Origin of the sequence: Oceanisphaera pacifica, assembly GCF_017498065.1 — a bacterium.
Lineage (GTDB): Bacteria > Pseudomonadota > Gammaproteobacteria > Enterobacterales > Aeromonadaceae > Oceanimonas > Oceanimonas pacifica.
Genome location: NZ_JAGDFX010000004.1, coordinates 66,327 through 79,944 on the forward strand (window position 1 = coordinate 66,327; position 13,618 = coordinate 79,944).

General features: G+C 46.7%; 12 protein-coding genes. 8 read left to right on the forward strand and 4 right to left on the reverse strand.

The genetic code is table 11. The features are described 5' to 3' along the window. Positions 1 to 30: 30 nt before the first annotated feature. On the reverse strand, positions 31 to 1,095 hold the full coding sequence (queA, locus tag J3U76_RS04380; protein ID WP_208004626.1) for a tRNA preQ1(34) S-adenosylmethionine ribosyltransferase-isomerase QueA: 1,065 nt from the start codon (positions 1,093 to 1,095) through the stop codon (positions 31 to 33). Positions 1,096 to 1,313: 218 nt separating this feature from the next. Here queA and J3U76_RS04385 point away from each other — a divergent pair, with 218 nt between their 5' ends. Continuing rightward, complete coding sequence (locus J3U76_RS04385; RefSeq protein WP_208004627.1) at positions 1,314 to 1,826, forward strand: CBS domain-containing protein; 513 nt, start codon at positions 1,314 to 1,316, stop codon at positions 1,824 to 1,826. An 8-nt stretch (positions 1,827 to 1,834) separates the two neighbouring features. Beyond that, positions 1,835 to 2,440, forward strand: coding sequence for an acyl carrier protein phosphodiesterase (locus tag J3U76_RS04390; RefSeq protein ID WP_208004628.1), 606 nt, complete (start codon positions 1,835 to 1,837; stop codon positions 2,438 to 2,440). A 741-nt stretch (positions 2,441 to 3,181) separates the two neighbouring features. On the opposite strand, the gene J3U76_RS04395 is transcribed toward J3U76_RS04390, so the two are convergent. After that, the gene (locus J3U76_RS04395; RefSeq protein WP_208004629.1) at positions 3,182 to 4,780 is read right to left on the reverse strand and encodes an isocitrate lyase; all 1,599 of its coding nucleotides are present in this window, start codon (positions 4,778 to 4,780) and stop codon (positions 3,182 to 3,184) included. Between the two features lie 786 nt (positions 4,781 to 5,566). Between J3U76_RS04395 and ahpC the strand changes: the two genes are divergently transcribed. Next, a complete protein-coding gene (gene ahpC / locus J3U76_RS04400; RefSeq protein ID WP_208004630.1) occupies positions 5,567 to 6,133 on the forward strand; it encodes an alkyl hydroperoxide reductase subunit C in 567 nt (188 codons plus the stop codon). Positions 6,134 to 6,217: 84 nt separating this feature from the next. Continuing rightward, entirely contained in the window at positions 6,218 to 7,786 is a 1,569-nt protein-coding gene (gene ahpF / locus J3U76_RS04405) for an alkyl hydroperoxide reductase subunit F (RefSeq protein ID WP_208004631.1), read from the forward strand. 176 nt (positions 7,787 to 7,962) lie between these two features. On the opposite strand, the gene yejK is transcribed toward ahpF, so the two are convergent. Then, positions 7,963 to 8,958: a nucleoid-associated protein YejK gene (gene yejK / locus J3U76_RS04410; protein WP_208004632.1), complete on the reverse strand. Its 996-nt coding sequence runs from the start codon at positions 8,956 to 8,958 to the stop codon at positions 7,963 to 7,965. Between the two features lie 77 nt (positions 8,959 to 9,035). On the opposite strand from yejK, the gene J3U76_RS04415 reads away from it, so the two are divergent. Together J3U76_RS04415 and J3U76_RS04420 are read left to right on the forward strand one after the other, a co-directional pair. Beyond that, a complete protein-coding gene (locus J3U76_RS04415; RefSeq protein WP_208004633.1) occupies positions 9,036 to 9,263 on the forward strand; it encodes a YejL family protein in 228 nt (75 codons plus the stop codon). Positions 9,264 to 9,338: 75 nt separating this feature from the next. Then, on the forward strand, positions 9,339 to 11,195 hold the full coding sequence (locus tag J3U76_RS04420; protein WP_208004634.1) for a DUF3413 domain-containing protein: 1,857 nt from the start codon (positions 9,339 to 9,341) through the stop codon (positions 11,193 to 11,195). A gap of 116 nt (positions 11,196 to 11,311) precedes the next feature. On the opposite strand, the gene J3U76_RS04425 is transcribed toward J3U76_RS04420, so the two are convergent. Further along, positions 11,312 to 11,815 (reverse strand): NlpC/P60 family protein, encoded by a 504-nt coding sequence (locus J3U76_RS04425; protein ID WP_243454068.1) that lies wholly within the window; start codon positions 11,813 to 11,815, stop codon positions 11,312 to 11,314. Positions 11,816 to 11,932: 117 nt separating this feature from the next. On the opposite strand from J3U76_RS04425, the gene J3U76_RS04430 reads away from it, so the two are divergent. Together J3U76_RS04430 and J3U76_RS04435 are read left to right on the forward strand one after the other, a co-directional pair. Beyond that, positions 11,933 to 12,658 carry a 4'-phosphopantetheinyl transferase family protein gene (locus tag J3U76_RS04430; RefSeq protein ID WP_208004636.1) on the forward strand — a complete coding sequence of 242 codons (726 nt, stop codon included), beginning with the start codon at positions 11,933 to 11,935 and terminating at the stop codon, positions 12,656 to 12,658. A 30-nt stretch (positions 12,659 to 12,688) separates the two neighbouring features. Beyond that, positions 12,689 to 13,525 carry a tetratricopeptide repeat protein gene (locus J3U76_RS04435; protein WP_208004637.1) on the forward strand — a complete coding sequence of 279 codons (837 nt, stop codon included), beginning with the start codon at positions 12,689 to 12,691 and terminating at the stop codon, positions 13,523 to 13,525. Positions 13,526 to 13,618 lie beyond the last annotated feature (93 nt).

The following is a 13,618-nucleotide window of genomic DNA, read 5'->3' on the forward strand; positions in this document are numbered from 1 at the left end:
AGGGAGTTGGGAATTGGAGTTAACCAATCCCTAGTCCCTATTCCCCAATGTCTGTTGTCGAGTAAGAAACATGGCATCGCCGTAGCTGAAAAAGCGGTATCGCTGCTCAATGGCTTGGCGATAGGCTTCTTTAATATTCTCAAATCCGCAAAATGCGCTGACCAGCATGATCAAGGTGGATTCTGGCAGATGAAAGTTGGTGATCATGGCATCAACTAGCTGAAAGCGATATCCAGGATAAATAAAGATATCGGTATCGCCGTAAAAAGGCGCTAATGCGGTGTTATTTTCTTGCGCCACTTTTGCCGCACTTTCTAATGAACGTACCGAGGTAGTCCCCACGGCAATCACGCGGCCGCCACGGGCTTTAGTGGCCAGCACTTTTTCAACCACCTCATCGGACACTTCTATGTATTCAGCGTGCATTTGATGCTCAAGCACATTATCAACCCGCACCGGCTGAAAAGTGCCCGCCCCTACGTGCAAAGTCACAAACGCCAGTTCGGCGCCTTTGACCACCAGTGCATCTAATAAAGCTTGATCAAAATGCAGCCCTGCCGTGGGTGCGGCTACCGCACCGGGCTTTTCATTATAAACGGTTTGATAACGCTCTTTATCAGCCTCGGTATCGGGTCGGTCAATATAAGGCGGCAGGGGCATATGGCCCACCGCTTCTAAAATTTCTAATACAGTGCGCGCGTCATCATGAAATTCAATTTCAAACAAAGCGTCGTGGCGCGCCACCATAGTCGCCTTAACATCTGGCTCTAGAATTAATTCGCTACCGGGCTTAGGGGCTTTAGAGGCACGCACATGGGCCAATACGCGCTTATCATCTAATACGCGCTCAACCAACACCTCTAACTTGCCGCCACTGGCCTTACGGCCAAATAATCGAGCTGGAATAACCCGCGTATTGTTAAATACCAGCAAGTCTCCTGGGTTAACACGCTCCAGTACTTGATGAAAATAACCATGATTAATCTCACCACTGTTACCCTCTAGCTGTAACAAACGACTTGCGCCGCGCTCCGGCATGGGGTGGCGGGCAATAAGCTCATCGGGGAGCTCAAAAGAAAATTCGCTAACCAGCATAGGCAACCTCTTGTAATAACGTGCGATAGTCTAGTGAGGGCGCCTCACTGGATCAAGGCAATTCGCCGTTATCGCGCCATAATGCATATTATTGTGATATAGCGTAAGGTCAATGTAATAGGCACTTGATGATATCTTCCTTTATGGTGATCATCAGACAAGACGTTATCGTTCGACTATCTTGATATTAAAACGACATCAAAGAGAAGGAATACCTTATGCCAGCTATCGTCTCTGAAATTATGACCCGCGATGTGATTGGTCTGCCCCCTACCGCCACCTTGGGTGAAGCGCGCACATTAATGCAGCGCCATCATATTCGACACCTTCCTGTACTCAAAGAAGACACCTTAGTGGGGCTGGTAAGCCAGCGAGATATGTTAGCCGCCCAAGAGTCTTGCCTTGAAAAAGACAGTAATGGCGCTTTTTTAACTCAGCATCAACTATCAGAAGTGATGATCGAAGACGTCACCAGTGTCAGCCCCAAGGCTGGGGTACGTGAGGCGGCGCAGTATTTACAACAACATAAATACGGCTGTTTGCCGGTTATTGATAAAGGCAAATTAGTGGGCATTGTCACCGACAGTGACTTTGTGACAGTGGCGATTCATCTGCTTGAGGTATTGGATGCACAATTGGCCGAGCAGCCCGATAATGAGATGGATCCCGATGATTTAGACTTATCGGTGCATCAGGTTGATGAGGATGATGACGCGCTACCGGTAAGATAGGCCAGTCAATGAACTACCTAGCCCATCTACATCTGGCACAATTGAGTCACACCAGCCTGCCGGGTGCCTTGTTAGGCGAGTATGTAAAAGGGGACATCAACAAAAGTGCTAAAGACGCACTCCCCGCCGATTTACAGCGAGGCGTTTGGCTACATAGGCGCATCGACTCTTTTACCGATGCTCACCCGCAGCATTTGGGGGCGGTGCGAGCCTTGCCCAGCCCCTATCGGCGTTTTGGTGGCATTATTATGGATATGATATTTGACCATTTTTTGGCTAAACATTGGTGTTGCTTTAGCTCTCAGCCACTGAGTAACTTTATTGATGAGGCCCACGCCCAGCTTGTGCCAGATAACCATTGGCCAGCTGCCATGGTGACCTTGGTGGCACGTATGCAGCAATATCAGTTACTGGCCAGTTATCAGTCTTTAGAGGGCATTAGCTTGGCGCTCACCCGCATTGGCCAGCGCTTTCACCGCCCTACCCCGCTTGCCCATTGTCTGCCTTTATTACAAGCGCATTATTCAGATATGGAACAAGCTTTTTTGCGCTTTTACCCCGAGTTAATGGATTATGTATTAAGACAAAGCGTGAAAGATAGCTGGAAGCGGTAAGCTAGAAGCCGGAAGTAAAGTATTTGCACCGATTGAGTGTCGTCCCCCTTATCCCTTACGGGTTTATCTCATCCTGTCCGCTTTACTTCTACAAAAATCTAATACCAATCGTACTAAAGAAGTGGTCAGCTTTAATAGCTGCAAAAGCCGAACAAAGGGGTGACTCCACCGACACGCTGCAAGCACATCCATGTGGCGCTCAACATATGACGTCCCTGTCATGTGATGGTCGGTGGAGTCACTCCCTTTATCCGGCCAACAACCACTGAGTCGCCTGTTAGCAGTCTCACAGACAACTCTGATCTTTATAAGAGGCGGCTGAGATCGCCTACCACGACCGTGAAATGCCATGGACGGCATTTCCCGAGCCCCCATGGATGGGTTTATGGCGTGTCGTGGTAGGTGACTTAGCTTCCTCTCTTATGCAGGTTTTCAATAGAACAGATCTTTAGTGTATTTGGTATAACCTTTCTGCTTCGCAGAACCCACGGCTAAAGCGTGGGACTACAGAAAACACCAGTAGCTTTGTCATTGCGAGGCACGAAGCAATCCATCCTTCAGGCTCGTACCCTACCCAACCTAGATCTTCGCTTCCGGCTTCCGGCTTCCGGCTTCAAGCTTCAAGCTATTTTTTGGAGTAGCCCGACAAAAAACCATTTAAGCAAACGAAAAAAGGCAGCCCGGGGGCTGCCATAAACTAAGGGATAATGCTTGATGATCTGGTCATCATTTTATTATTAATTATATATTTTCGAACTGACCCATAGTGTTGTCTTTACCACCGGCTTTAAGAGCGGCGTCACCGGCGAAGAATTCTTTGTGGTCATCACCTATGTTAGAGCCTGCCATATCTTGGTGCTTAACGGTGGCGATGCCTTGGCGAATTTCTTTACGCTGTACACCTGCTACATATGCCAGCATGCCTTCGTCACCAAAGTAGCCTTTTGCTAAGTTATCGGTAGACAATGCCGCAGTGTGGTAAGTAGGCAGCGTAATCAAATGGTGGAAAATACCCGCTTCACGTGCTGCATCGCGCTGGAAGTTAGCCGTCCATTCGTCGGCCAGTTTAGCCAGCTCAGACGTATCGTAATCGGCACTCATTAGGCGAGCACGATCATAAGCGCTTACGTCTTTTCCTTCTTCAGCCCATGCATCGTACACTTGCTGGCGGAAGTTGAGCGTCCAGTTAAACGACGGGCTGTTGTTGTACACCAGCTTGGCATTAGGTACTTGTTCACGAATGCGATTAACCATATTGGCAATTTGGCCAACGTGCGGTTTTTCAGTTTCAATCCACAGTAAGTCTGCGCCGTTTTGTAAGCTGGCAATACAGTCCATTACCACACGATCTTCACCTGAGCCTTCTTTAAACTGGAACAGACCTGAGGCTAAACGCTTTGGTTTAATCAGCTTGCCATTTTGCTTAATAACCACGTCACCGTTATTAATGTCATCTGCTGAGGCAATTTCATCACCATCAATAAAGCTGTTGTACTGGTCGCCTAAATCACCTGGTTCTTCTGTTACGGCAATTTGCTTGGTTAAGCCGGCACCTAAAGAGTCGGTACGGGCCACAATCACACCATCATCTACCCCTAACTCTAGGAAAGCTAAGCGCACCGCATTAATTTTTGATAAGAAGTCAGCATGAGGCACGGTTACTTTACCGTCTTGGTGACCACACTGCTTTTCATCAGATACTTGGTTTTCAATTTGAATACAGCAAGCACCGGCTTCAATCATTTGCTTGGCCAGCAAGTAGGTAGCTTCATCATTACCAAAACCGGCATCAATATCAGCAATAATTGGCACTATGTGTGTTTCATGATTATCAATTTGCTGCGTTAGCTCAGTAATTTTAGCCTGATCATCTGCTTTTACGGCTTCTTCTAAGTCTCGGAACAGGTGGTTAAGCTCCCAAGAATCAGCTTGGCGCAAGAAGGTGTATAGCTCTTCAATCAAACCAGACACGGCGGTTTTTTCATGCATAGACTGATCGGGCAGCGGACCAAACTGAGAACGCATGGCGGCAACCATCCAGCCAGACAAGTATAAATAACGACGCTTAGTGGTATTAAAGTGCTTTTTAACAGAAATCATTTTCTGTTGACCAATAAAACCGTGCCAGCAACCTAAAGACTGAGTGTATTGCGAAGTATCTAGATCATAGTTGGCCATGTCTTCACGCATAATTTTTGCGGTGTACTTGGCAATATCTAAGCCGGTCTTAAATTTATTTTGCACACGCATACGTGCAGCATGCTCAGGCTTAATGGCGCCCCAAGTAGGGTTTTGTTTAATCAAAGAAGTCAGGGTATCAATTTCGCTTGCGTATGGCATGGTGTCCGTCCTGTTCTAGTCTGTCGAGTTGAAGCCTATGTTTAGGCTTTTCTACTTCCTTACCACAACAAAATTTGCATTAATGTTGTGCGCTATAACCTTGCTTATTTTGCACCGCAACTCTCGTCTATTTTTAGTGAGTCAGAAAACTCTGCTCTATTATTTTATATATGACGTTTCCGTTTATTCTGCGCTGCGTTACGGATACTAATTTGCGCAACATTTAGCATAAGGTCAAGTAACAATCTAGCAAAATTACAACACAGGTCACATAACAGGTATAATATAAAACTAAAGTATAATCAGCATCCTCTTATACTGCGGCCCTCTCAAACAGCCCCCCCTCAACACACCGAACAAAAATGTAACTAAAAACTGTAATAAAACAACCAAAAACAACCTAACATTAAATTAAGGTCCAACGTTTAGCTTTTTACCAGCAATCGAATGTAAAGCAACACTTCTTGCCCTTAGCTCAGGCATAGCGGCAATTGCCAGTCTGGCGCATAAAAAATAGCAACACTAAAAAAGCCCCCTCCAGTTCAATAAAAAAAGTGAACGAATTTCCTGTTTGTTGTTGTTTCACCATTTTTAAACAGTTTGCTGTGGTTTCCTCAAAATTCTGGATACTGCTTATATTGATTGATAGTTAAAATCTATCGATTCTATAGGAAACAACGAATTAACTTAATCATAGTACCGTTCTATGATTATAACCGTTCACAGCACAAGGCTGACTCAACACATAAGCATTCAAAACAAGTAACCAACACAAAAGGAAATATTATGACTGTTGCAATTAATACCGAAATCAAACCCTTTACCGCTCAAGCGTTTCGTCAAGGCGAGTTTGTTGAAGTGACTGAGGCTGACTTAAAAGGTAAGTGGTCAGTGGTGTTCTTCTACCCTGCAGACTTTACCTTTGTTTGCCCAACCGAATTAGGTGATGTGGCCGATCACTACAGCGAGCTACAGAAAATGGGCGTGGAAGTGTTTTCTGTATCGACCGACACTCACTTTACCCATAAAGCGTGGCACGACAGCTCCGACACCATTGGTAAAATCCAGTACTACATGGTGGGTGACCAAACCGGCACTATCACTAATAACTTTGATGTTATGCGTGAAGGCGAAGGCTTAGCAGACCGTGCCACCTTTATTATTGACCCAGAGGGCATTATTCAGGCGGTAGAAGTTACTGCAGAAGGCATTGGCCGGAACGCAGCAGACTTAGTACGCAAAATTAAAGCCGCTCAGTATGTTGCCACTCACCCTGGTGAAGTTTGCCCTGCTAAATGGCAAGAAGGCGAAGCAACCTTAGCACCATCACTGGACTTGGTTGGCAAAATCTAAGTTAGCTTAATCACTCCCTAATCGTAACTCGGCTAAGCCAAAGTGCTGGCCGAGTTCTGTTAACCCTCAGCACAGGACACGACTATGTTAGATGCAAACCTCAAACAACAATTGAACGCTTATTTACAAAACATTGTCTCGCCTATCGAGATCAGCGTGTCCTTGAGCGAGACACCAGAACAAGTAGCAAAATCAACCGAATTACGAGAGTTGGCCACAGAAATTAGCCAGCTTTCACACCAAATAAGCCTAAAGGAAGCGCAAGCACACCGCTCTCCTAGCATGAGCATTGCGCCAGCAGGCCAAACGCCAAGAGTAAGCTTTGCCGGTATTCCTATGGGTCATGAATTTACTTCTTTAGTATTGGCACTGCTACAGGCAGGCGGTCACCCTTCTAAAGTGAGCAGTGAATTACAGCAGCAAATTCGCGACCTTAAAGGCGAGTTTCATTTTGAAACTTATATTTCACTGTCGTGCCAAAACTGCCCCGATGTGGTGCAGGCTCTTAACTTAATGGCGACCCTTAACCCTAATATTACTCATGTGATGATAGATGGGGCGCTGTTTCAAGACGAAGTAACAGAACGTCAAATTATGGCGGTGCCTGCCGTTTATCTAAACGGTGAGCATTTTGGCCAAGGGCGCATGAGCTTAGAAGAGATCATTCCTAAGCTTGATAGCGAAGCGGCCGAGCGCCAAGCGGCAAACTTAAATGATGTCGACCCTTACGATGTATTAGTTGTAGGTGGTGGCCCAGCAGGCGCGGCAGCCGCCATTTATGCGGCCCGAAAAGGCATACGCACCGGCTTGTTAGCTGAGCGCTTTGGCGGCCAAGTGATGGATACCCTAGGTATAGAAAACTTTATTTCTGTGCCTTATACCGAGGGCCCTAAACTCGCAGCAAGCCTTGAGCAGCATATAAAAGAGTATGATGTGGATATTATTAGCGCCCAACGCGCCACTGGTATTCAATCGGCCTCTGCAGATACTAATGGGTTAGTGAATATCCCCTTAGCCAGTGGCGCAACCTTAAAAAGCCGCAGTGTGATTTTAGCCACAGGGGCGCGCTGGCGAGAGCTGAATGTGCCAGGTGAAGTGGAATATCGCAATAAAGGCGTGGCCTATTGCCCACACTGTGATGGCCCTTTGTTTAAGGGGAAGCGAGTGGCAGTAGTCGGCGGTGGTAACTCAGGTATTGAGGCCGCAATTGATTTAGCCGGCCTAGTCGAGCATGTCACTGTATTGGAGTTTGCCGATACTTTACGCGCCGATGAGGTGTTACAGCGCAAAGCCGAGTCTTTGCCGAATGTTGAGATTATTCGCAGTGCGCAAACCACAGAAGTGGTGGGCGATGGTCAAAAAGTCAGCGGTATGAATTATATTGACCGCGTGAGTGGCGAGCCTAAGCACCTTGCTGTTGCCGGTATTTTTGTACAAATTGGCTTAGTACCTAATACTGAGTTTTTACAAGGCTCAAACATTGAGCTATCGCGCTTTGGTGAAGTGATTATCGATGCTAAAGGCGCTACCTCACAACCCGGTGTCTTTGCCGCTGGCGATGCGACCACTGTACCGCATAAGCAGATTATTATTGCCATGGGAGCCGGTGCCACCGCCGCCCTCAGCGCCTTTGACCATTTAATTAGATCGTAAAACAAGGCGGGAAGCTGGAAGCTGGAAGCTGGAAGCTGGAAGCTGGAAGCTGGAAGCTGGAAGCTGGAAGCTGGAAGCTGGAAGCTGGAAGCTGGAAATAAAAACACCGAGCCATAAGGGCTCGGTGTTTTCTTTTCTTTAACTGATAGCTGACAGCTGACCGCTTAAAGCTGCAGTTACCCCTTCAGCAGTTGTGATTTTAAGTTAGGCGGTAGGCCTTTTATCACTAAGGTGTCGGTGTGCTCGTCATATTGGATGCGCTCACCTAAGAGTTTTTGATCAAAGCTTATGGTTAATCCCCCTCCTGAGCCCACATACTTGGTTAGCCCTGTTAGTGATGAGCGATCAACGGGAAATTTTTCTTCTAACTGATATTCATCACTTACAAACTGATAAAAGTCTAAATCGTTATCTGCTCCCAACTCGGCCGATAACTCCCGCATTTCAAGCTCTTCACCCTCTTTTAGCTGCTCGCGACAATATTTGTTGACCAGCGCCTTACTTTCTTGCTTTTCTTCTTTGCTTAATTGGCGGGCATCGCAAAACTCATCCACCGCTTTTAGTAAGCCTTGGTTTTGCGCCTTAGGATCCATGCCTTCTACGCACGAGAGAAAGTTTAAGAAAAAGTCCGACACCTTGCGCCCAGCACGGCCTTTAATAAAAGAGAAATAACGGCGTGAGTCGGGGCGGGTTTGTAGCTCGGTAAGATCGAGCCGTGCCGCCAACTGCATTTTGCCCAAATCCAAGTAACTGGCATGGCTCACATCTAGCTTATCGGTCACGGTGACGCTGTCTTTATTGTCCAGCAGGGCAATTAACAAGTAGTGCGCGCCTAACCATTGATAGCGCACAAACAGCAATACTCCCGCCTCGTTCATCTCTAATCGGTTGAGCTCATTAAGCAAGCGCTGTGAGGCTTGGTGACTAAAGGCGGTAAAGCTGAGGCTCTCATCTTCTACGCGACGCACTAAGTCACGAAAACTGTCCTCTTCATCATTAAAGTAACCAAATACCTTACCGGCCTTGGTGTTATAAATATGATGTAACTCGCCCATTAAGTCGTTTACGGCGGGGCCTGTGTCTAACTCCTGATCACGGGTAGTTAGTTGGGTTTGTCCCTGCTCATCAAGAAACAGAGAATGTACTATGATGTGTTCGATATCCAAGCTCATAACAGATTGCCATAGAGTTGCCAGAATGGGTGGGGTATTATAGCCATCCTGTTATCAAGATACATGATAGAAACCTTATGGCTATAACTTCAAAATACGAAAAAGAATTTGATACCTTGCTAAGTGACTTAGAAGCTGTGATGGATCAGCAACAAGCACCGGCGGATTTGCGTTTGATGGTGTTGGGCAACTTAGCAACGCACATTATTAACCATCAAATTGCCCCTGGGCAACGTAAGGCCATTGCCGATAAGTTTGCACAAGTGCTGACTTCTTCAGTCGATACGCAAAAAGGCGCGCATTAAGCGCTGACTTAACCATGCTTTGCTAGGCTGCGGCTGGCATAGATGTTCATTTAAATAGTTGAATTATGCTGAACCATGCTCGAAAACGGTAACCTTTATCGCGATAACGTATCCCGCCTGATAGGCTGGGGACACTGGCTGGTGTTTATTAATGTGCTGTTAGCCATGGCCGTGTCTAGCCGTTACCTGCTTATTGCTGGCAGTCCAGATACGCTACTGGGCGTATTTTATATGCTGATCAGTTGGGCGGGGCATTTTGCTTTTCTGACTTTTTTCACCTATTTGCTGACTTTGTTTCCGCTTACCTTTTTATTTCCTAAGGTACGCGCGGTGCAATTAATGGGGGCAGCCATTGCAACGGGTGCCCTCACTTTGTTGCTGGTTGATACCCAAGTATTTAGCTTATTTAAGTTTCACCTTAACCCTACCGTTTGGCGCTTATTACTCGAGCAAGCTCAAGCCGAAGAAGCTTCAGGATGGGGCTGGCTATTTGTGTGGGTGCCGCTGCTATTTTTATTTGAGCTTTGGCTGGCCTCTTGGCTGTGGCGTTGGAGCCAACGTCGTCGACGCTCGTTGACACTGCCGCTGTCTGTGCCCTTATTAGCCTGTTTCTTTTTAACCCATAGCATGCATATTTGGGCCGATGCACTGGTGTACGCTCCTATTACCGAGCAAAAAGCCAACTTTCCGCTGTCTTACCCCATGACCGCAAAAAGCTTTTTAATAAAACAAGGCTGGTTAGACGAAGATCAATATCGACAGCTGTCTAAACAAGCGGAAGATAACGCTGGGCGCACTCTTAATTATCCGCAGCGCCCCTTAACTGTAAAAGCGCCAGATCTGCCCCCCAATATTTTATTGGTGGTGGCCGATGGCCTGCGCGGCGATCAACTTGATGCGATTACCATGCCAAATCTCAATCGGTTTGCCCATAGACACTTGCGCTTTAGTGACCATTTAAGTGCGGGCAATCAAACCGAATCGGCATTATTTAGCCTCTTCTATAGCCTGCCTAGTCGCTATCAACACGAGATGGTGCAAGAAAACATGGCACCTGTGTTTATTGATGAGTTACAGCGCCAAGATTATCGCTTTGGCTTATTTGCCAGCGGCGGCCTAGATACGGCTTTATATAAAGACGCTATTTTTTCAAGCTTACGCCATCGTAACTTTAATGCCGCCCCTGGCGGTTTCAAAGGCGATCAACAAGCGGTGGCTGAGTTTATGCAGTGGCAAGCACAGCAACAGAGCGAGCGCCCTTGGTTTTCCTTTGTGTACTTAAATGCCCTCACCTCCCTCGACTTACCCGAGCAAGTTGAAGGGCCCTTTCAGCCCGCCATTAAGCAATTAAACCCAGCTCAGCCTTATCAAAGTGAGCAGCAAGAGGCGCTGTTTAATCGTTATCGCAATTCGGTCTTTTATACCGATCGCCTATTAGGGCAATTATTGTCTTTTAACCAAGGTGTGAGTGAGCGCGATACTTTGATTATTGTTACCTCTGGCCATGGCATGGAGTTTAACGATAATGACAATAACACTTGGGGGTTTGGTAATGCGTATTCTCCAGCCCAGCTTAAGGTGCCATTGGTGATCAGCTGGCCTGGGCAGTTACAACCGGCACACTTTGAGCACCCAAGTAGCCAATTAGATGTGATCCCCAGCGTGATGCGCCAAGCATTAGGGGTCAATAACCCCATGCGCAGCTATGCCACTGGCCAGTCTTTATTTAATGCTGATAATAACAGATGGCGACTAGCTTCAGACGCAGATGAATATGCCATTTATCAGCATCAAGACATTACCTTGTTTAATCGCCGAGGGGACATGCAACTGTTACGCGCCAGCGACTATCGCCAGCAATCAGATGATAGCCCCGAGCTGTCGTTATTACTGCAAGTAATGAACGACTTAAACCGCTTTCAAGGGGATTAATCAGCTATCAGCGATAAGCTGTCAGCTATCAGAAACAGCTAGGTTTTAAAGCGAAAAACAATGTGATGAGGTGCTTTCTTTAGCTGTTCGCTTACAGCTGACGGCTTATCGCTTTTTTAGTCTTCTAACATGCGTCGGGCTTGCCAGAAGCGGCTGCGCCAGTAGATGTTATCTAGACGAGAAATGGTGACTCCTACACTGGATGAGGCATGGGCAAACTTGCCCTCTCCTACATATACACCGTTATGGCGTGTGTTGCGCCCAGTTCGAAAAAACACCACATCGCCAGGTTGTAACTCCGCTTTAGTTACTGCACGACCCACTTCAACCTGTTGATGGGTACTGCGAGGCAGCCTCATATCGTACACTTCTTCATATAGGGTTTGCGTGAACGCCGAACAGTCCATGCCTTGGGCATCGGTACCGCCAAAGCGATAAGGTACGCCCCGCCAACGCTGATACGCTTTATGCAAACTACGAGCTGGGTTAAACGCAGGTTTAGGCTCAGTGCTTACTGAGTAGGTTAAAGAGGAGACAGGAGGAGGCGTTGGCTCTGGCTTAGGGCTGCTACTGCAGCCAGCTAATAACAGTATGCTGATAAAAACACTTATCTTTTTCATCGCGATCATAGCAACCCAGAGTGAATAAAGTCGGTGCTTAATAAACCTAGCACCGCATGATAATAAATATTAACCCTTCGATAATAGAGTACAAAGTGAGAGGTTTGCAAAAGTAATATGAGTAAACAACCGGTTACGGCGACCCAAATACTTATTTGTGATGCAGATCATCTTATATTACCCCCCCATGCCAAGCATCTCCTTTCGCAGCCAGAGCAAGCGCGACTGAATAAAATGCAAAGCCCTCAACAAGCCAAACTTTTTTTATTAGGTCGCTACTTATTACGCCAGCTACTGGCACCAGCTTTGCAGCAAGCCCCCGAACACATCGCTATTAGTCTGGATGAAAAAGGCAAACCTCAGCTTACTGAAGCCAGCTGGCATTTTAATATTAGCCACAGTGGCAACTTGTTAGCACTCGCATTTGGTAACCAAGGACCCTTGGGGATTGATGTTGAAAGTCGCACCTTATCTGAAAAGCAAATTCATCGTTTAGCTAAGCGCTACTTTGCCCCCAACGAGCAAGTATGGCTGGAACAAGCCCAAACTCAAGCTCGCTTTTTACAGTTATGGACCATTAAAGAAGCCGTACTTAAAGCCCACGGCGGCGGCATTGCCAATAACCTAAGTGCCGTACAATGGCAGCCTTTTGAGCCCATTGCTCACTTTGATAAAGCTCAATATCAGCTGCATTTATATCAGGCTCAACACACTCGAGTGACCTTGGCTCTTCAAGATGCCGCCCTTCTACATAACGACAATATTCATCGACTTAACGTAGCCGATTTACCCTTTGCGCTTGAAATTAGCGGCCCACAGCCCAATTTAAGCTATAGCGTTTAACTATTCCTTCTTCTGCTGAGCGAGATTTTTATGATCCTTGATATTACCGTGCAAAATTTTCAGCAAGCACTGCTGGACGCCTCTAACACTAAAACGGTAGTGGTGTTTTTTCATGCCCAAGCCGTGCCCGAATGCCAAACCATGGCGCCCATATTAGAGCGTTTAATTGGTAGCGACAGTCAGCATATTGATTTAGCACGAGTGAATGTTGAAGACCCACAGCTGCAAAGCTTGGCCTCGCAACTTGCTTTGCGCGCCCTGCCTGCATTGGTAGCCTTTAAAGAAGGTCAGCCAGTTGATGTGTTAGAAGGCCCACAAGATGAAGCAGCCATTAGCCAGTTTTTAAAGCCTTATCAACCTAATGAAGCCGAGCTATTGCTCGATCAAGCCAAACAAATGTTAGGCATGGATCCCAAAAGCGCTTATGGCTTATTACAACAGGCTCGCGCACTAGAAGACAGCGCTACCATTCGGTTGTATTTAGCCGAGTGTGCTTTGGCACTGAATAAGCTAGAAGAAACCAAGCAGTTACTAGCAAGTATTGGTATGGCGGATCAAGATAGCCAATATCAACATATTCAAGCGCGTTTAAAGTTGGCAGAAGAAGCCGCCGACAGCCCGGAGCTTCGCGAGTTAGAGCAAAAGCTAGCAGCCCAGCCCGATTCACTGATACTAAAAGAAGAGCTAGCAGTGTTGTTATTTCAAGCGGGCAAACAAGAAGAGGCCTTGCAGTTATTGATTGAGGTTTTACAAAAAGATTTAGCTTTCGGTGAAGCCAGAAAACGCTTTTTAGATATGATCACCACCATGGGCGCCGACCCCATCGCCTCTAAATTTCGCCGCAAACTTTATAGTATGCTGTATTAAAAACAGCTGTAAGCCGTCAGCTGTAAGCGTTCAGCTAAAGATAAAAAAGCCCCGAGCCTTTGTGGACTTGGGGCTTTTTGTTGAACTTACAGC